This window comes from Veillonella caviae (assembly GCF_003992125.1).
GTDB classification, from domain to species: domain Bacteria; phylum Bacillota; class Negativicutes; order Veillonellales; family Veillonellaceae; genus Veillonella; species Veillonella caviae.
Genome location: NZ_RQUY01000006.1, coordinates 50,187 through 68,830, shown reverse-complemented (window position 1 = coordinate 68,830; position 18,644 = coordinate 50,187). Strand labels below are relative to the sequence as shown.

Annotated in this window: 17 protein-coding genes; 6 read left to right on the top strand and 11 right to left on the bottom strand. The window is 40.8% G+C overall.

Annotated elements, in window-relative coordinates; all coding sequences use genetic code 11:
- Positions 1-5 precede the first annotated feature (5 nt).
- From yqeC to EO120_RS03485, 4 genes are read right to left on the bottom strand one after another with little or no spacing between them, the layout of a single operon-like run.
- Positions 6-764, bottom strand: coding sequence for a selenium cofactor biosynthesis protein YqeC (yqeC, locus tag EO120_RS03500; RefSeq protein WP_127134120.1), 759 nt, complete (start codon positions 762-764; stop codon positions 6-8).
- Between the two features lie 34 nt (positions 765-798).
- Positions 799-3,093 carry a xanthine dehydrogenase family protein molybdopterin-binding subunit gene (locus EO120_RS03495; RefSeq protein ID WP_127134157.1) on the bottom strand — a complete coding sequence of 765 codons (2,295 nt, stop codon included), beginning with the start codon at positions 3,091-3,093 and terminating at the stop codon, positions 799-801.
- Positions 3,093-3,545, bottom strand: a complete 453-nt coding sequence (locus EO120_RS03490; protein WP_127134119.1) for a (2Fe-2S)-binding protein — start codon at positions 3,543-3,545, stop codon at positions 3,093-3,095. Before EO120_RS03490 ends, EO120_RS03495 begins: the two co-directional genes overlap by 1 nt.
- Positions 3,545-4,327 (bottom strand): FAD binding domain-containing protein, encoded by a 783-nt coding sequence (locus EO120_RS03485; RefSeq protein WP_127134118.1) that lies wholly within the window; start codon positions 4,325-4,327, stop codon positions 3,545-3,547. The genes EO120_RS03490 and EO120_RS03485 overlap by 1 nt, the downstream gene beginning before the upstream one ends.
- 137 nt (positions 4,328-4,464) lie before the next feature.
- On the opposite strand from EO120_RS03485, the gene EO120_RS03480 reads away from it, so the two are divergent.
- Entirely contained in the window at positions 4,465-5,343 is an 879-nt protein-coding gene (locus EO120_RS03480; protein ID WP_127134117.1) for an epoxyqueuosine reductase, read from the top strand.
- A gap of 3 nt (positions 5,344-5,346) precedes the next feature.
- Here the strand turns inward: EO120_RS03480 and yfbR are convergent, their stop codons facing one another.
- The 3 genes from yfbR to EO120_RS03465 form a co-directional block, all read right to left on the bottom strand.
- Complete coding sequence (yfbR, locus tag EO120_RS03475; protein WP_127134116.1) at positions 5,347-5,934, bottom strand: 5'-deoxynucleotidase; 588 nt, start codon at positions 5,932-5,934, stop codon at positions 5,347-5,349.
- Between the two features lie 95 nt (positions 5,935-6,029).
- Positions 6,030-6,806: a D-alanyl-D-alanine carboxypeptidase family protein gene (locus EO120_RS03470; RefSeq protein ID WP_407833009.1), complete on the bottom strand. Its 777-nt coding sequence runs from the start codon at positions 6,804-6,806 to the stop codon at positions 6,030-6,032.
- Positions 6,807-7,000: 194 nt separating this feature from the next.
- Positions 7,001-7,921 (bottom strand): mechanosensitive ion channel family protein, encoded by a 921-nt coding sequence (locus tag EO120_RS03465; protein WP_127134156.1) that lies wholly within the window; start codon positions 7,919-7,921, stop codon positions 7,001-7,003.
- Positions 7,922-8,075: 154 nt separating this feature from the next.
- Between EO120_RS03465 and EO120_RS03460 the strand changes: the two genes are divergently transcribed.
- A complete protein-coding gene (locus EO120_RS03460; RefSeq protein WP_127134115.1) occupies positions 8,076-8,849 on the top strand; it encodes an adenosylcobinamide amidohydrolase in 774 nt (257 codons plus the stop codon).
- A 154-nt stretch (positions 8,850-9,003) separates the two neighbouring features.
- On the opposite strand, the gene EO120_RS03455 is transcribed toward EO120_RS03460, so the two are convergent.
- The 3 genes from EO120_RS03455 to EO120_RS03445 all read right to left on the bottom strand — a co-directional run bounded on the left by EO120_RS03455 (position 9,004) and on the right by EO120_RS03445 (position 12,304).
- Complete coding sequence (locus EO120_RS03455) at positions 9,004-9,975, bottom strand: asparaginase (protein ID WP_127134114.1); 972 nt, start codon at positions 9,973-9,975, stop codon at positions 9,004-9,006.
- 9 nt (positions 9,976-9,984) lie between these two features.
- Positions 9,985-10,758, bottom strand: coding sequence for an NAD(+) synthase (gene nadE / locus EO120_RS03450; RefSeq protein WP_127134113.1), 774 nt, complete (start codon positions 10,756-10,758; stop codon positions 9,985-9,987).
- 94 nt (positions 10,759-10,852) lie between these two features.
- Positions 10,853-12,304, bottom strand: a complete 1,452-nt coding sequence (locus tag EO120_RS03445; protein ID WP_127134112.1) for a nicotinate phosphoribosyltransferase — start codon at positions 12,302-12,304, stop codon at positions 10,853-10,855.
- Between the two features lie 224 nt (positions 12,305-12,528).
- On the opposite strand from EO120_RS03445, the gene EO120_RS03440 reads away from it, so the two are divergent.
- The 4 genes from EO120_RS03440 (at position 12,529) to EO120_RS03425 (ending at position 17,818) form a co-directional block, all read left to right on the top strand.
- Complete coding sequence (locus EO120_RS03440) at positions 12,529-13,977, top strand: aminoacyl-histidine dipeptidase (protein ID WP_127134111.1); 1,449 nt, start codon at positions 12,529-12,531, stop codon at positions 13,975-13,977.
- Between the two features lie 415 nt (positions 13,978-14,392).
- Positions 14,393-15,259 (top strand): CobW family GTP-binding protein, encoded by an 867-nt coding sequence (locus tag EO120_RS03435; protein ID WP_127134110.1) that lies wholly within the window; start codon positions 14,393-14,395, stop codon positions 15,257-15,259.
- A 107-nt stretch (positions 15,260-15,366) separates the two neighbouring features.
- Positions 15,367-16,932: a permease gene (locus EO120_RS03430; protein WP_127134109.1), complete on the top strand. Its 1,566-nt coding sequence runs from the start codon at positions 15,367-15,369 to the stop codon at positions 16,930-16,932.
- Between the two features lie 112 nt (positions 16,933-17,044).
- Entirely contained in the window at positions 17,045-17,818 is a 774-nt protein-coding gene (locus tag EO120_RS03425) for a TIGR03943 family putative permease subunit (protein ID WP_127134108.1), read from the top strand.
- A gap of 151 nt (positions 17,819-17,969) precedes the next feature.
- Here the strand turns inward: EO120_RS03425 and EO120_RS03420 are convergent, their stop codons facing one another.
- Positions 17,970-18,527 carry a biotin transporter BioY gene (locus EO120_RS03420; protein WP_127134107.1) on the bottom strand — a complete coding sequence of 186 codons (558 nt, stop codon included), beginning with the start codon at positions 18,525-18,527 and terminating at the stop codon, positions 17,970-17,972.
- Positions 18,528-18,644: the final 117 nt, after the last annotated feature.

Here is an 18,644-nt window from a genome sequence, read left to right as displayed (position 1 = left end):
TACACCTATCGGCACTGAATGATACGGCGAATTTCACAACTCTCCTTATATCCATCTGCCAATACGATAGCACTAATGTCGCTATCTACTATATATCCAATAAAATCGTCAATAATGCGATGTTGCACGGTATCGTAGCCTGTACAGAATAGGATTTTCTTACCCTTACTGTATTGAAACAAACCTTGTTTATGTAAAACGATTTGTGCCAACATGTGAGGTGTTACAATAGCTCCCATATCGCGGTTCACAATGGATTGCACCAATTCAAGATTATGTACGTGTTCATCATCTAATGGAGATCCTAACATTTGTAAATTCACAACCCCAATGGTGGTAGTCGTCTTATTAGGCACCACAGGTTCCGTATCTTTTGGTGCTTTTAGCCATTTTTCTTTTGCTCCATCCGCCTCGACTACGATTTGCCAGTTAGGATGTAATGTGGTGAGATGATCGATGCTTTCACAATCTACAGAATCCACCTTAGTTCTAGAAATACCGGTAAACCAAGCTCCGCAATAACCTTGTAAGATACGATGTGTACAGTATTCATCTACATCATTAATATCCTTTGAGTAAATCGGCTCATATTGAGCCACCTGAGATTCATACAAACGAGTGGTAGTGGTGACCACCATAGGCTGACCTTTCAGCCGACCGTATTCTACCAACTTAGATAAAACCGTTGTTTTACCGCCTGCACCAACCAAGGCGACGATGCCCGGTCCGATTAAGCGATTCCAATACTGTGTTTGTGATGTCATAACTCAAGGCCCCTTTCAGGAATGCAAAAAATGGTTATACCTTATATTTCGCGTCCATTGCCATAAATACCTTCTCTGGTGTCATAGGTAATGTACGAACATCAGCACCGACTGCATTTTTCACGGCATGTTGTATAGCCGGACACGCCGTATTAATTACGACTTCGCCTATAGATTTTACACCGAAACCGCCTGTCGGTTCATAAGATTCGATAAATTCAGTATGCAATTCCCCTGTATCTTGACGAGTTGGGATCTTATAAGTCATAAAATTGTTTGTTTCTAAACGACCTTTATCGGAATACCGCACATCTTCATACAATGCCATGCCAATACCTTGGACTACACCACCTTCAGCTTGTACGCGACAGAGTTTAGGATTCACTACTGTGCCGCAATCAATGCAGGAATAGAAATGTAATGGAATCACTTGGCCTGTTTGCTTATCTACCTTAACCTCTGCAATGGATGCCATAAATGGCGGTGGCGATGTGTGGCTACCCCAAGTAGCAAATCCTGACAATTGTTCTGCCCGTTCCCCACCGACTAACAATTTAGGAGCCAATTCCTTCACTGTCATCTGCTTAGATCCATCTTTAGTAGTACCTATGAGACCATCAAATTCAATAGCCTCTGGTTCTACGTCCATATATTCTGCTAATTTAGCGATGATTTTTTCCTTCAACTGTTCCGCTGCCATCTTCGTCGCTGTTCCAGTTACATATGTCGTACTAGATGCGTAGGAACCTGGATCAAAAGGCACAATATCAGTATCTGATTCGACAACCGTTACATATTCCATTGGACAGCCCAATATTTCACAGGCCATTTGTGAAAGCACCGTATTAGACCCCATGCCCATATCAGAAGAACCAGTATACAAGGTATAATTACCATCATCACCGAGGCGAATTTCAACAGATGCGACATCGATATTAGCTACACCAGATCCTTGCAATGCCAATGCCATACCAAGGCCACCTCGATACCGCTCATCAATATCCCAACTATGAGGACGTTCATCCCAACGAGCCATTTCTTTTACTTTATTAACCGTTTCTTGGAATAAACCTGAATCCATCATTTCATCAGGATGATATACTAAACTAGTTTCACCAGCAGCAATTAAATTCTTTTGGCGCAATTCCGCTGGGTCAATCCCCATTTCATCGGCCAATCGATTAACAGCACATTCTAAAGGCCACAAGGCTTCCGTTGCACCATATCCGCGGAATGCACCACCTGGAGTATGGTTCATATACACCCCTTCGGTACCGTAATGAACGGCTTTGCCCTTATTGTAGAGAGGCACCGATTTATGTTCCCCTGCTGTTGTAGTAGTGAAACAATGTGTTGCATGAGCACCAGCATCGGTAATAGAGTCCATATCGATGACCTGAATGATACCATCTTTTGTAGCACCTACCCGAATATTCCATTCTCGCGCATGACGAGTAGTAGAACATGTTTGTGATTCTGGGCGATCATATAACAAATATACAGGTTTTTGTAATTTCCACGCACAGAAAGCAGTCATAATTTCTGTACACGCCGTTTGTTTAGAACCAAAGCCACCACCGATACGAGGTTTGATAACGCGAATCTTAGATGCAGGAATACCGAGAGCCCGTGCAATATGACGGCGTACATGGAACACGATTTGCGTAGAGCTGACAATAACAATGCGACCTAAATGGTCGATATAACCGTAGCTTTGGAATGGTTCCATTGCGGATTGACGCGTAGCTTGGTCAAAATAGGTGCCTTCTACGACATAGTCACATTTAGCTAATTCCGCCTCTACATCACCCACACGTTTATGATAGGATACACAAATATTGCGTTTATAATCTTGTCCTACAGGGATGTTATTGTGGATATCATCTTCTGGATGAACAATAGTTTCATGGCCGATAGCAGTATGCATATCCAAAACTGGTGTTTTCACATCGTATTCCACCTTGATGAGAGGCATCGCTTTTAACGCTGTTGCTTCATCTTTCGCCACAATCAACGCCACTTCATCACCTACATAACGCACAGTAGGTTCTAAAATCAATGTATCATAGGCAGATGGTTCAGGAAAAGTTTGTCCAGCCAAGGTAAATCGTGTTGTAGGTACATCTTCATAAGTGAAAATAGCTTCTACGCCAGGAATGAGTTTGGCCTTCGATGTATCGATAGATTTAATCGTTGCTTGGCCGTGAGGGCTACGCAATACTTTGATAATAAGCGCATCTTTTGGTACAAAATCACCTGTATAGGAAGGTTTGCCGCTGAGAATCCCTTTGGCATCGACTTTATCATAAGACTTACCAATGTATTTCATCATAGACCTCCTTTGAGGAACTTGCGTACACCCCGCAATTGGGATGCATATCCAGTACAACGGCAGAGGTTGCCGATTAAATATTCACGAATTTCATCATCAGATGCATTTGGATTTCTCCGTTTCAATGCGATGGCACTCATCATCATGCCTGTAGTACAGAAACCGCATTGGTCCGCCCCTTCCGATGCGAGGCAATCCGCTAACAAGGACGCTTCTTCTTGTAAGCCTTCTAAGGTCGTAATTTTATGACCTGGTGCGCGGAATGTAGGATATGCACAAGATAATGTAATTTCATCATCCACCCAGACGGTACATAAACCGCAGTTTGTTGTATCGCAACCACAACGCACACTGAAATAGCCAAGACTGCGCAATGTATGCAATAACATTTCATCCGTAGCAACATTAACGGTAACATTTTTACCATTAATATGTAATACTAATTCCATTATTGCGCCACCTCCTTAACTAATCGTCGAACCATAGATTTTACCATTTCCACACGGTATTCCTTAGATGCGTGGGAATTTTTTTGATACACCAACTCTTCAGACGCCAATTGAGCTGCTTCCGCTATTCCGTCCATTCCTTTTTCTGAAAGCACAGAGCTCGCTTGCGTTGCTAGTTGTGGTGCCCCTGGTCTCGTGCCGATGTACACTTCATATTGACGGCCATCACGACGAATCGATCCTGTTAAGTACGGGAAATCACCTCGAGAAATACGCAACGCTTCGATGGCAACAGGCACTGGATTATTAGGAATGCGAATTTCCACTAAAATATCTCGCTCCCGATAATTCATATAATCCTGTATAGACATGCGGCCCCCTTTGAAAGTGACCACATCTGCATGCACTGCAAGGAGTGCCGGAATAATATCGGAAAAGCCAAATTTGCTAGCTACGGATCCCCCCATAGTAGCCATGTTTCTAAATTGTACACCTAAGATTTCTTTCACGCCGCTCACTACGACACCGCCGCAAAACTGTTTAAGTGGTTCAAACCGTTCCACATCACCTTGCGTCGCCATAGCACCAATTACAAATTCATTATCCTCTTCGCGGACATACCGCAAATCTAGTCCTGCCATATCAATCACAGCAGGCCATGTACGACGCCCTAAACGCAGCCAACATCCGCCGGCAAGCATTGGGGCAGTCTTGTTTTTTGTGGCCATTTCAAAGGCCTCTTCCACCGTCTTCGGTTGTAATACTTTCAAAAAGGCTAACATAATCTGTCCTCTCAATGGTATACTAAAAACAATCGACCTCACAGTGCACAAAAAGGTGTCACTGAGTATTGCACAGATGACCTATGGAATCATCTACTTATATATTCTAATTGTATCAATTATTACATCGTAAATCTATGGTAGACAATATAAAATTACAGGAAATTTGCAAGGAATTACATATACCCGTAACAGGTGCCACATCCTGGCCATTGCCCGACGAGGCACAAGACATTTTATTCGATTCTGAGCCGTGTCCATTCACCGCTGCGAACGTAAAGGAACGAATACAAGGGCCATCTGATTTTACCCCAAAGAGCGCCATCGTTTGTTTGTTCCCCTACTATGTGCCATTCCATGGCGAAAGCAATCTATCCCGCTATACATGGAGCACGGATTATCACATCGTAGTGAATACATATTTACAACGCGTAGTGGATAAGCTTACCTCTTTAGTTCCATCTGCCCAACATTCCATTCACTGCGACACGAGTCCTCTCGCTGACCGATACATGGCATATCTGGCAGGACTCGGTTTCTACGGTAAAAATAAATGTTTTATCAATCCCACTTGGGGTTCTTATGTAGTTATCGGAACCATCCTCACCACCATCCCTTTTGAACCGAACCAACCAAACACAGAAACATGTCTAGGCTGCAATCAATGTATCCACACCTGTCTCGGTAACTGCCTCAGCACAAACCGCTTCCAATTTGAAACATGCAAAAGCTATCTAACGCAAAAAAAAGGTGACCTCACAGACGACGAACGAATCATCATCGGGAAATCACCATTGCTATTCGGCTGTGACCAATGCCAAGAAGTATGCCCACACAATCACAACATACCTATAACCCCCATCGTTGAATTTCAACATATCGAACCGCTACTAGACGCATCTGAATTAGAAACCATGACCAATAGAGAGTTCAAAGCGAAATACGGCAAACGAGCATTTGCTTGGCGAGGGAAGTCTATATTATTACGAAATCACGATTACATCAACAACTTATAAACTCTACATATCGTAATAGTTTAATTCATCTAGTGATTTACTCAACGCTGGTATGTACTCCTCTATAAACATGTCTACTTCTGGCATATGTAATCCTTGTAGTTTTGCCAAAATAGTATCATGAGCTTCTTTGAATTCGTCATTGCCTGCCTTTAATTCATTGACGCATTTCATATACGCCGACAATGTGTCCGCCGCTTTTACAAGTGGCCATTCTTCTGATTGTTCCGCATCGACGATGAGAGAGCGATACACAGACTGTAATCTCTCTGGCAAGGTGGTAAGCATTTTTTCTTGTGCCAAGGTTTCAATTTCACCGTACAGGGATCGTAATTTGGGATCAAAATATTTAATGGGAGTCGGCATATCACCTGTAAAAATCTCACTCACTTCGTGAAACATGGCAATAACAGCTACCTTGTTCATGTCCACAGAACCACCGAAATATTCATTTCTTAGGGCCCCTAAATTGTGGGCAATCATGGCTACCTCTAAACTATGTTCTTGAATATTTTCCGTTTCCGTATTACGCATCAAACTCCAGCGATTAATGAAACGCATACGTTTTAAAAAAGCAAAAAATGAACTCATACATTCTCCTATAACAAAGGTCCTACCCAAGTAGGACCTTTTTACATATATACATCAATTACAGATACACTATGCAACCGTAGAAACAGAGTACTCTAAATTACACCGCGCAATTTAAATCCATAATCTAAGAATTGTACTGCTTCCTCCCAGCGATTATCATCATTGAGCATAACCACAATCATGGTGTGCCCATCCCGAGTGGCTGATGCGATTAAGCATTCCCCTGCAGCATTGGTAAATCCAGTTTTTAAGCCATTGGCACCAGGGTACTTGTTACGAATAAAATGATTAGTGGTACGAATCGTTTCAGGCATCCGATTCTGATACGGCACCTTATAATAATCATTGGCCACCTTATCACGGAACATATCATATTTCATACCATATGCAGCGATGAGCGCCAAATCACGGGCTGTCGAATGATGACCCATTTGAGTGAGCCCATGAGGATTGAGAAACTTACTATTCTTCGCTCCTGCCTTGGCAGCAATGCGATCCATATCCTTTGCAAAATTCGCTACAGATCCGCTCACATTTTCCGCCACCACAACGGCTGCATCATTACCGCTAGCCACCATCATACCTTCAATGACACCTTCCAATGTAATTTGGTCACCTACACGAACGCCGAGGTTAGATTCTTCCATACTGGTCGCATAAGGACTAATGGTTGCTAACTCATCTAACTGCGTCCCCTTTAATTCAAGGGCAGTCAACAATGTAACCATCTTCGTAGTGCTAGCCGGATGCATCCATTTATCTGGATTCTTGGCGAACAAAATCTCTTTCGTATCTGCATCAATGAGAACCACCGCTTCCCCAATAGTAGATGGCGGTGTCAATACTGCGGCGTTTACCATATTATTCATGGTGAAAGCCACGCACAGTGCTACAAATGCAATAATTGTGTACGCCCATTTCCTCAAATTATTAGTATGTTTTACTATCATGTATTTCTCTTTCTTAATATATACACTCTACTAATTTATACGTTTTATTAACTTATGTACATTTTTAATTTCTACGCTTTCAAGTAAACACTCTAATTACAATCTAGTCAAACCTATTTAGTTGTACTGTCAGTACTTGTTGGTTTACATTCATGAGCACCGACATTAGCATCAGTGTCCATACGCGTTTCATTGTGTACATACACCACCCGTTGAGGATATGGGATGTCGATGCCATGAGCATCAAATGCATCCTTCACCTTAGACATAATGGTATAGCGCACATCTACATATTCCGACGTTTTCACCCTCGCAAAAGCCGCAATACGCACAGAATTATCGCCAAATTCAGTAATGCCAATTTCCATATTTTTTACATTGAGAACACGCGGCTCCTTATCAAAAATATCCTTTAAAATCGCTATCGCTTGATGATGATCATTATTGTATCCAATATCAAATACAAAAGGAATGGCGCGTTCTTTCATATACGAAAAATTCGTCACCGGCTGTGATGTGAGCTGAGAATTTGGAATATATACGCGTTTTTGATCCTTTGTAATAACGATAGTGTTCATAAATTGAATCGCATGTACATTACCTTCAATGGCCCCAGTAGAAATATAGTGCCCCGCCTTAAAAGGCTTGAAAATAAGGATGAGCAAACCAGATGCCAAATTCGCCAAGTTGTTTTGCAGAGCTAATCCAATACCTAAGCCAAAAGCACCAAAAGCAGCCACAAAAGATGTAGTAGGCACACCAATTTGATTCAAGCAAATCAAAACCAACCCTGCCAAGAGTACATAATTAATAATTTGTGCCACAAAACTCATGGCTGCCGAATCATACTGTGCCTTAGTCATAATGCGGATTGCCACATTTTTGATCCACCCAATAATACGACGTCCTATCCAAAAGATAATAAGTGCCAGCAAAATATTACCAGCTTGACTAAAAAACCAATCTCGTAATTTTAAGAGCATGTGAGCGTCATTAAAAATCAATTCTGACGCGGAAGCAATGAATTCATTAATATTCATATACACCTTTCTATGTTATAATTTTCCATATATATTCGTAATATGTTCATATATATCATAACTATCACAACAGGCTGTAGCAAGAACGTTTTAACTACTATCTATTGCCCTGTTACGAATGCGATATAAATTCATAGGGAGCCCTATTATGTTTACCAATCCATACGCACCGCCATTAGAACTTGCCTGTGGCGGTCATATTATGGCCGAATCCACATCGGTCACCATCTTATTTGACGATATTCACTACTCTTTGAGTAGTGGCCAATTAAATGGCGGTTTTCATCACACCTTAGGTGTACGCAACCAACAGTTAACGTATCAAATCGAAACAGAGTCCGATTTGCCTGGTGGTTCAGTGGCAAACTATTTAGCCCAAGAATTCGAGCACATTGATGTTCCCGTCCATTTTAGCACAGCCCTGTTAACATCGGCAACGATGGACCGTGCTGCCTACACCATTGTCGAAGAAGGGGATACTATTATTGAGACCATTATCACCGCTGGTGTTGACGAAACCGCTCATCGCGCTGGTACCGGCTATTGCTACGAAGAAAAGCAGGGGCAATTCCAAACACCAGGAACCATCAATATCCTTGTATTTACTAATAAGGCGCTAACTGACAGCGCTATGGTGAAAGCTATTATGACCATTACGGAGGCGAAAACTTCGGCTTTACAAGATTGGAATATTGAAGGTACCAATCACCACACTACCTATGCTACCGAACTAGACCACAACCTCGCTAAGTCTGTTCATACTTCCGCTACAGGAACTGCCACCGACGGGATCATCATCACCATCGACACCAATGGTGATGTGCTAACAGACGCAGGAACCTTCTCTCTCTTTGGCGATACATTAGCCAAAGCCGTGTACATGGGGGTGCAAAGAGCATTAGCTAATGGGATTTATGCGTAACAACCAAATAATATAACAATAAAGATAGCTCCCGCAGAATATACTGTAGGAGCTATCTTTTATCTTATAACTTATAAGATAAAAAGTGGTTTATAGGACCCCAAAGTGTTGTTTTTCGCCTATAAGCCTATCTTACTGAATTATCATATAACGATTAGTATTCTTTAAAAATCCGTTCTAAATCATTAGCAGTCCGTTCTTTTTGTAGTGCCAACATCAACAGTATGCGCGCCTTTTGCGGACTCAAGGAATCGCTTACATAGTAACCTGCATCTTCGTCTTGTGGAACTTTTGAAACAATACCACTACCTGTACGAGAGGCTCTCACTACAGGAATTGATAGATTTTTAGTTATGTTGCGTATGACTTGTGGAATTGTGCCATGTCCCAAACCAGTCAAGATAAGGCCCGCTGGATTTGTCGCCAATATGGCAAGCCCCATTACTTCTTCGATGCCAGCATAGCAAGTAAGAATATCTACACGAGGTAAATCCTGTTCCACTCCAAATTCAGAATCCATCGTATGCTTTCGCACAGGAACAGAATAGAAATGCGCCATTCCATCTTGAACAATGCCCATATGACCTGTATTAGGACTGCCAAAGGTGGCTACATTAGTAGTATTCATTTTCGTCACATCACGAGCACCATCAATATATCCATTTAATACAACTAATACACCTTTACCATGAGATTCTGGAGTCCTCGCTACTTGTACAGCTTGTAACAGATTTAGTGGTCCGTCGGCACTAATGGCGCCAGCTGGTCTCATGGATCCAGTAATAATAATTGGTTTATCTGTATGTACCGTAAGATGCAAAAAATATGCTGTTTCTTCCATGCTATCAGTGCCATGAGTAATAACAACAGCACCAATATCATCTTTATCTACACATTTTTGTACTGTTTTCGCCAATTTAATCCATTGGTACACCGTAATATCAGAGCTTTCAATATTAGCAAATTGTGTAGCCGCATAAGGCCCATAATCGCGCATGCCAGGAATATCTGCAACGATGTCTTGCAAAGACAATATTCCAGGAGTATAACCTGTTAAGTCCGTATCCGATGCACCTTGTCCAGCAATAGTCCCACCAGTGCCGATGAGGGCAATTTTTGTATCCATATGAGCCTCCTATTTTACGCCTGCGGGAATGAAAGCAGGCATCAATTCTAATTTATGACGATTGATACGTTGCAAATGATCAATTTTCTGTTTCGTAGTTTTATCATCAATTTCCCCAGTGCGAATATATCTATCTAGTACGGCATAGGTAAATCCTAATTTAGTTTCGTCAGATTGTCCACTCAACCCATCACTAGGCGTTTTATCTACCAAGTACTGTGGAATATCAAGCAATCTACCGATTTGACGCACTTCTTCTACAACGAGATTAGCCAAAGGGCTAAAATCACCAGCTGCATCGCCGAATTTTGTAGAGTACCCTACATAATCTTCAGAACCATTACATGTATTAGCTACACGAGCGCCGTTTGGCAAATTTTGCCCTACTCCGTACAAAGTAGCCATTCTAAGGCGAGGCGGCGTATTAATGGCTGCATCACTGCTCAAATCCCTGCGACCTGTAACAGCTGTAAAACCTTCAGCATTAACAATAGCAGATGTTAACGCGCGGTATGCAGAGCCGATATTAACGATTATATGAGGAATACCTAAATGTGCTACAACGGCTTTAGCATCGTCTATATCCGATTGTATATCATTAGGCATGAGAACACCAACGACGCGGTCTGCACCGAGCGCTTCTTTGCAAAGGGCTGCTACAATGGTAGAATCCTTGCCACCCGATATGCCCACTACAGCGGAGCATTTCGGGCCATTGACCTCAAAATACTGTTGTATCCACTGAATTAATGCTTCTTTTGTCTGTTCTGGATTCACTAACATAAGCCCTCCTCTATTATATGCAGTCACTGAGAACCACGGCACGCTATAATGTTGTATTACTATCGAAACAGTAGCAACACAAAGTAAACTAGTGCTATTTTTTTCGTCCCAATTTATTAAGCAAGTCCATCTTCATACGATAATAGTCTGGACTCATATCTAAATAATGACCATGCGGATTTTCAAAGCGTTGTTCTTCTTCCCAAATTTCATTGTCTAATTGATAAGACACATACTTACGAATGTCTTCTAACGATGGGGACTCTACAATTTGTGTGCCTCTACTGATAACCAATTCCTGCATATTTTTAAAGGTACAATCCTCAAAATACAATTCACGCCATGGTTTTTCTGGGTCAATATAGCGATATGGTTCCGTCGTAAAAGGTGTTTCATGCGGTAATGTTATAAGTTCCGCAATAGCCTTGCCTTCCTTACTGTATACCCGATATACCTTTTTAAGACCTGGGTTCGTAATTTTCACAGCCGACTCAGAAATTTTAATACGCGGTTCCCAAATCCCATTTTTTTCAATGCCTGCGATTTTATATACCGCCCCAAATACAGGATCCGATTTCGAAGTAATAAGTCGTTCTCCCACACCAAAACCATCGATAGGCCCTTCTTGGCTAATCAAAGATGTAATAGTATATTCATCAAGGCTATTAGAGGCAATAATTTTGCAATCTCCTAATCCCGCTTCATCTAGCATGCGACGTGCATGTTTTGCTAAATATGCCAAATCACCAGAGTCAAGACGAATACCTTGCAATCGGTATCCCTTTGGTTCTAACACCTCTTTGGCAACCTTAATAGCATTCGGTACACCAGAATTAATAACATCATAGGTATCCACTAAAAATACGGCATTGTCAGGATAGACTTCGGCATACGCTTTAAACGCCTCGTATTCTGAATCGTGATACATCACCCAACTGTGTGCCATAGTACCGCTTACAGGAATATTAAATAATTGACCTGCCATAACAGTAGCCGTAGAACAAACACCACCAATATATGCAGCGCGAGCTCCATAAACGGCAGCATCTACATTGTGGGCGCGACGAGCTCCAAAATCAGATACTACACGACCTTCTGCAGCACGAACAATGCGATTCGCCTTCGTAGCAATCAAGGACTGGTGATTCATCATGGCCAGCACTGCTGTTTCTACGATTTGTGCATCAATGAGAGGCGCCACGATAGTCATAATTGGTTCGTTTGGATAGATAATACTGCCTTCTTTGAAAGCATATACATCCCCAGTGAATGTAAAATCTCGCAAATAATCGAGAAACTCATCGCTAAATAGATGTAATGATTTAAAATACCCAATGTCCACCTCATCGAAATGGAGATTAGTAATATAATCCAAAATCTGTTCTAATCCGCCAAAAATGGCAAACCCACCTTTGTCTGGATTTTTACGATAAAATACATCAAACGCAACGCGATCTGTATTCTCTTGCTTTGTAAAGTACCCATGAGCCATGGTCATCTCATAAAGATCCATGAGCATGCTAATATTGCGTCCATCATGTTGCATACTTTCACCATCCTTAAACATACTTAAACATAAATATTTATTATACAGTACGTTCGTTATTCATTGCCTGTAGTTAACATTATAAACTATGTAGCCTGTCTTTTCTATTCATAGTACATGTGTTATAACTATAGTATAGAGTTTATCCACTATAATAATCAATTATAGTTAAAAATGCTTTCACCAATCGTAAAAGCATGACGATTAAGAATGAGAGGTACCCTATGGACACAATCGTTCAAGCAAAACGCGTATTAGAAATTTTTAACCACATGAGCCAAATTCCCCGCGAGTCTGGCAATGAAAAAGCCATTAGTGATTACATCGTGAATTTTGCCAACAATTTAGGCCTCGAAGTAATTCAAGATGATATTTGGAACGTTATTATCAAAAAACCAGCTACCCCAGGGTACGAAGATTGCCCTACCGTAATTTTACAAGGCCACATCGACATGGTATGCGTAAAAGATCACGATTCGAATCACGATTTTACAAAGGACCCTATTGCCAACATCATTGAAGGCGAATGGATGCACGCGGACCACACTACATTGGGCGCTGACAATGGTATAGGGGGCGCTATGATTTTAGCCATCCTCGAAGACTCAAACCAACAACACGGTCCATTAGAAGCATTGTTCACTACTAATGAGGAAACTGGTATGGATGGTGCTGCAGCCCTCAAAGAAGGCGATGTAACTGGCGATTATCTCATCAATCTCGACACAGAAGTCGAGCACGATTTCACAGTGAGCTGCGCTGGTGGTTGCCACGTCGAGGTGAGCATTCCCCTATTGCGCGAAAACAATTTACCAGGTTACAATGCAGGCCTATCAATTACGGTAAAAGGTCTCAAAGGAGGTCACTCCGGCATTGAAATCATCGAGCAACGAGCTAATGCAAACCAAGTATTAGCTCGTGTATTATACGATTTAAATAAACAATATGCTTACAATCTTGCCTCCTTTGATGGTGGCGTAAAGCATAACGCAGTACCGTCTAAAGCAGTAGCCACCATGTCGGTACGCACTGAAGATGTAGAAGCCATCAAAACATTAATTGCTTTCTACGAAAAACAATTCCAATACGAATATGCCGTTCAAGATCCAGGCCTCGTCTTCGTCGTTGAAGATATCGATACACCTGACGTAGTGTATGCAGATGATACAGCAGAAGCCCTCATCTCTTATCTATACCTTGCAGAAGATGGCGTTCATTCCATGAGCCAAACCATCGACAATCTAGTGGAAACATCGAACAACCTCGCCATCGTTTCCGAAGGCACACACACTATTAACATTCTCGTATCTGTTCGTAGTTCCAACATGAATAGCCTTGAGTATTTGTCTAAAAAACTATTGCTATTAGCAGATACATTAGGTGTCTCTGCAATACGTACTGGCGGTTATCCTGCATGGGAATACGACAAAGGTTCCAAATTAGAAGAGCAAGCTATCGCATTGCACAATGAAATGTTCGACGTACCTGCTAAGGTGAATGCCGTTCACGCAGGCCTCGAATGCGGTTTACTAAAAGGTATTTTACCAAATACACAAATGATTAGCTTTGGTCCTACCATCGTGAGTCCACATACACCGACGGAGCGAGTTCATTTGCCATCAGTAGAACGAGTGTATGTATACCTTAAAGCGCTGTTGCAAAAATTACACTAATACAACCAATCATACTATTTATTTAATAGACACCTAATGTTGGTTTTAGTGGAATGGCATAATATATTTTGAGACGGACCTATAGGCTTCGAAAAATTACATATAAAATTTACCATCTCTAAGAAAGTAAATTTTATACATAAAACTGTATGCCCTCATATATCACTATGAGGGCATACGCCTTTTCCGCATTAAATATCTAACACCATAATATGTATGAAATTATACTCACATATAGAATACACTCCACATTCTACTCTGCCTACACAAAATCTACAGTATATTCATAACTATACATATACCCATAGATGTATTTAATCTGTTAGCTTATAGGTGTATACTGTTTTTACATGACCCACGAATATTTATATATAAAAATGAATGGAAATATTCTATTTGCTTTAGGAGGTATACTATGATTCCTATCGTTATTATATCCGGTTTTCTAGGGGCTGGTAAAACAACATTCTTACAACACCTATTAGAAGAACACGGCCCAGATGACCGTGTATTGATTATCGAAAATGATTTTGGTGAAACGAGTCTAGATGCTATGCAACTACAAGAGCGCGGCGCAGCCGTGCGAGAAGTAACGGCTGGCTGTATTTGCTGTAGTTTACAAGGTAATTTTAAAAATACACTATTAGAAATTTTAAACACCCAAAATGTAGATACCATCTACATCGAACCTTCAGGAATTAGCAAATTAAGCGAAATCATCCATACTTGTGAAGATGAGGAAATAGCTAAGAAGGCTTATATTCAAGGAGCTATCACCATCGTAGATACCATGCAAGCACCTATAGGAATTCGCAATTTCAGCTCATTTTTCAAGGATCAGATCTCTCATTGTGACGCTATTTTCCTCAGCCATATCGAGGATGTACAGCAACAAGATTTAGCGGTTTCCATGATTCAATCCATTGCACCGCACACACCGATTCACAAAGAACCATGGGATACTATTTCTTTACGTAACTATATTAAACGGCTATATCATTGTGATGAAACTACCCTGCACGATGACAATCCATTTATAAGTCATACCTTTAGAGATTTACGCACCTTAACACCAAATCAATGGGTCACTATTCTAAAAGGCCTCCCTTTTACAGTGCTTCGAGCTAAAGGGATTATCCCCACCACTGATGGTCCTCGTGAGGTGCAATATACAACACATCATTGCCACATAACACCAACGACGCTAACAGATTACAATCTCATCATGATTGGCACGGAGTTTGATATTCCCCTCATTGCCAACGAAGTCTGTAATTCGTAGGCCGCTTTTATCTCAAACAGGTATCATTACTAGTTACTAATTATATGATTATGTACATTAGGAGGTATATCGATGACAATACTACTGAATGTTGAGATGATGTTCCTATGATTCCCATTTATGTAGTATGTGGATTTTTAGGAGCTGGTAAAAGCACCCTCATCAACGAACAATTGCGCTTGCGCCAAAAAATGGCATCCACTGCAGTATTTGCCTTTGAAGAAGGCACTACAGCATTACAAAATTTGATCATGTCATTTAGTATCAATGAAATAGATTGTACTAATATCGATGAAGTAAATTGTATAACAATACCGGAGAGGATAGCTAATTATATAGAACAACACCATCCCAAAGAGATTTGGATTGAATGGAACGGCACACTACCATTCCCACAACTAGAATCTATTCTCTACAATCCTCTTCTCAGTGAAAACTGCCGAATAGAGCGAGTTATTTTCGTCGCTACCGACTATCATCTGAACACATTACTGCCGGGAATGGGTGATATATTGCGTTCACAACTATACAGTGCCGATGTAGTTGTAAGGAATCAACAACCATTCCCTAACAATCCGAATAATGCTAGCAATAATCCTAACGACGTAGAGCATAATATTTCCTACAATACCGATAGCTGTCATTTCCAAACACCAACAGCAAAGGAGCTTCACCATATATTAAGTAAACCTCGTTTACCTTGGACGGTATACAGCATTATCGCTGTATTGACAGCGTATATCCTGTTAGCCACCATATGCCGCCATGACATTCCATATGAGTATCATCAAGTGTTAGCTGTTACGTTAGGCCTTATATTGGAGGGTATCCCCTTCCTCTTGCTAGGCACCATCGTGACCACTGCTATTCGCCTATTCATGCCTGAACGCTGGATATTGCACCATTTACAAGGAAATTCTTGTAAAAGCTATGCCCTCGCCATGGGTAGTGGCCTCGCTTTACCAGTCTGCGACTGCGCTACTATCCCCATGTTCAAGGCCTTATTAGACAAGGGTGTTCCTCAACATATAGCCTTGCTTTTTATGTTGACTAGCCCCATTATGAACCCTATTGCCATACTCGCTACCTATTATGCCTTTCCTAATGATGAAAGCATCGTTCTATGGCGCATAGTATTAGGTCTATTGGTGTCCCTCATAGTGTCGCTTACTTTTAAATTTCGCCCATTTACTTTTACCAAAAATCACAATAATTCTGTAAATGAAAACAATTATATCTATAATAGTGTAGCCTTGGTAAGCACAAAAAAACGTCTCGTTCTATTTCACACAGAGAGAGAATTTCTGCAATTACTCTCTTATTTCTCCATAGCGGCCTTTGTTATCGCTATGTTCCAAGTATGGTTAAAACCACTCATTCTAACCCAAAATTGGGCACTACCCATTTGGGCTGATAATATTTTATTATTAGGTTTTGCCTTCATCTTCTCCCTTTGCTCCACATCGGACGCTATCATCGGACGCTCCTTGACCAACCTGTTCCCCCTTTCTTCGGTACTAGGATTTCTCATACTTGGGCCTATGATGGATATAAAAAATGCTTATATATTAAATCAATATATAGGACCTGCCTTTACACGACGGCTCGCTTTTACCATTAGTATCGTTACACTTATAACAATTATAGTATTTCAAATATTTTCACCATATTGAGTACATACTCTCAATATGTTTATATGATGTATATATTACACATCCCAATACTATCAAACCTTATTTTTAGTGATAAATATTTCAGTTCCCCAAGAATTAAGGAGATGAGCATATGTTAATAGAGCTGAAATCAAAGGATTTATTATGTCTTGTAAAAGGAGCCTTATATAGCACCTTAGGAATTTGTATTCTCTATCTCATCGTTACGAATCAATACAAATTATATGTATCGCCTCGATATGAGTTATTTTTACTCCTCGCCGGTATCGCCACCTTGTGCATGGGCATTCTCACTATTGCCTGGGCGCCGCCAAAACAATATAAACACATTTGGAAATCTATCATACCTATTCTATTGCCCATCGTATTGTTAGTAGTACCACCGATTCTCGTACCTAACACCATACAAGTACAGGGCGTTGGCGCTGTGACAGAAGATCGCAACGATTTTAATTTTTCCCAAGATGATATTAGCGAAGTCATCACTATCAACAATGCCGCAAAAGAACCAGGCATTTCAAAATCAAAAAAAGAAATTGTATTAAACTCCGACAATTACTACCAAACCATCATTACTATGGGTTCCCATCCAGAAGAATATATAGGTTACAAACTCTACATGACAGGCTATGTCAATCGCGACGATAACACGTTAAAAGCTAATGAATTCACCGTGTCCCGTATGGCTATGTCCTGCTGTATTGCCGACGTCGCCCCTATCGGCATGACCATGCACAAAGACAATGGTGACACCATCTCCAACGACGAATGGGTAACCATAGAAGGGTCCGTATCAACACGGAACTTTCATGGGCGACAACAACCATATATTGAGGTACAGAAAATAAAAAATGCGGAACCAGTCTTAGGATATGTCTACCCTTAATATGTGATACGATTCTCTAACCATTATGCCTCAAAATTGTAGCTACCATCATCCTAATTATAAAAAATCCCAGCCGTTATATGCTGGGATTCTAATCGCCATATTTAGTTTTGATAATATATGTTATAACAAATATTAGTACATACGATTATTACCGTAATTGTGCTATAATGCGTCTACCTAACATAGCAGCAACAGTACATAAAAAGATATCTGGCCCTACAGGAATAAGAAAACAAGATACAACCACAGGCCACCATCCAATCGGTGTAGCAAGGTAAACATTCATAATCATGTACAAATAAACCATGCCAAAGCCATAAACGACGAGAAGGTTTAGGATAGAACCGATAAGCAATTGTTTAAAAGAATGATTAGGCGATGCTTCGCTAAATCGACCTACCACATAGGCACCAACCATAAAGCCCACAAGATAACCAAAAGTAGGTTGCAAGATATAGCCAGGACCACCGCCAGAGGTGAATACAGGCACACCAATAAGGCCAAGAATGATGTAAATTCCAACGCTGACGGCCCCAAGACGGCTACCTAAGATAATACCTGCCAAAGTAGTAAATAAAATTTGCAATGTAAATGGACAATTCGGCAATGGTATTCGGATAAATGCCCCTACCGTAATTAAGGTTACAAATAATGCCGTCATTGTTAATTCTCTTGTACTAATACGCTTCTTTGACATGGTGCTCATGGTATCCCTCCATCAGATGTATATACAGCCATTTACAGAAATAATTCTATGTTTATTAAATCACTTCGCGTTTATAATGTCAACATATTTGCATTTTAAGAAGTTAACAATGCACAA

Bases quoted from the DNA above. Each gene is read 5' to 3' on its own strand.
- yqeC (WP_127134120.1), bottom strand. From the start codon at position 764: ATGACATCACAAACACAGTATTGGAATCGCTTAATCGGACCGGGCATC.
- EO120_RS03495 (WP_127134157.1), bottom strand. From the start codon at position 3,093: ATGAAATACATTGGTAAGTCTTATGATAAAGTCGATGCCAAAGGGATT.
- EO120_RS03490 (WP_127134119.1), bottom strand. From the start codon at position 3,545: ATGGAATTAGTATTACATATTAATGGTAAAAATGTTACCGTTAATGTT.
- EO120_RS03485 (WP_127134118.1), bottom strand. From the start codon at position 4,327: ATGTTAGCCTTTTTGAAAGTATTACAACCGAAGACGGTGGAAGAGGCC.
- EO120_RS03480 (WP_127134117.1), top strand. From the start codon at position 4,465: ATGGTAGACAATATAAAATTACAGGAAATTTGCAAGGAATTACATATA.
- yfbR (WP_127134116.1), bottom strand. From the start codon at position 5,934: ATGAGTTCATTTTTTGCTTTTTTAAAACGTATGCGTTTCATTAATCGC.
- EO120_RS03470 (WP_407833009.1), bottom strand. From the start codon at position 6,806: ATGAATAATATGGTAAACGCCGCAGTATTGACACCGCCATCTACTATT.
- EO120_RS03460 (WP_127134115.1), top strand. From the start codon at position 8,076: ATGTTTACCAATCCATACGCACCGCCATTAGAACTTGCCTGTGGCGGT.
- EO120_RS03455 (WP_127134114.1), bottom strand. From the start codon at position 9,975: ATGGATACAAAAATTGCCCTCATCGGCACTGGTGGGACTATTGCTGGA.
- nadE (WP_127134113.1), bottom strand. From the start codon at position 10,758: ATGTTAGTGAATCCAGAACAGACAAAAGAAGCATTAATTCAGTGGATA.
- EO120_RS03445 (WP_127134112.1), bottom strand. From the start codon at position 12,304: ATGCAACATGATGGACGCAATATTAGCATGCTCATGGATCTTTATGAG.
- EO120_RS03440 (WP_127134111.1), top strand. From the start codon at position 12,529: ATGGACACAATCGTTCAAGCAAAACGCGTATTAGAAATTTTTAACCAC.
- EO120_RS03435 (WP_127134110.1), top strand. From the start codon at position 14,393: ATGATTCCTATCGTTATTATATCCGGTTTTCTAGGGGCTGGTAAAACA.
- EO120_RS03430 (WP_127134109.1), top strand. From the start codon at position 15,367: ATGATTCCCATTTATGTAGTATGTGGATTTTTAGGAGCTGGTAAAAGC.
- EO120_RS03425 (WP_127134108.1), top strand. From the start codon at position 17,045: ATGTTAATAGAGCTGAAATCAAAGGATTTATTATGTCTTGTAAAAGGA.
- EO120_RS03420 (WP_127134107.1), bottom strand. From the start codon at position 18,527: ATGAGCACCATGTCAAAGAAGCGTATTAGTACAAGAGAATTAACAATG.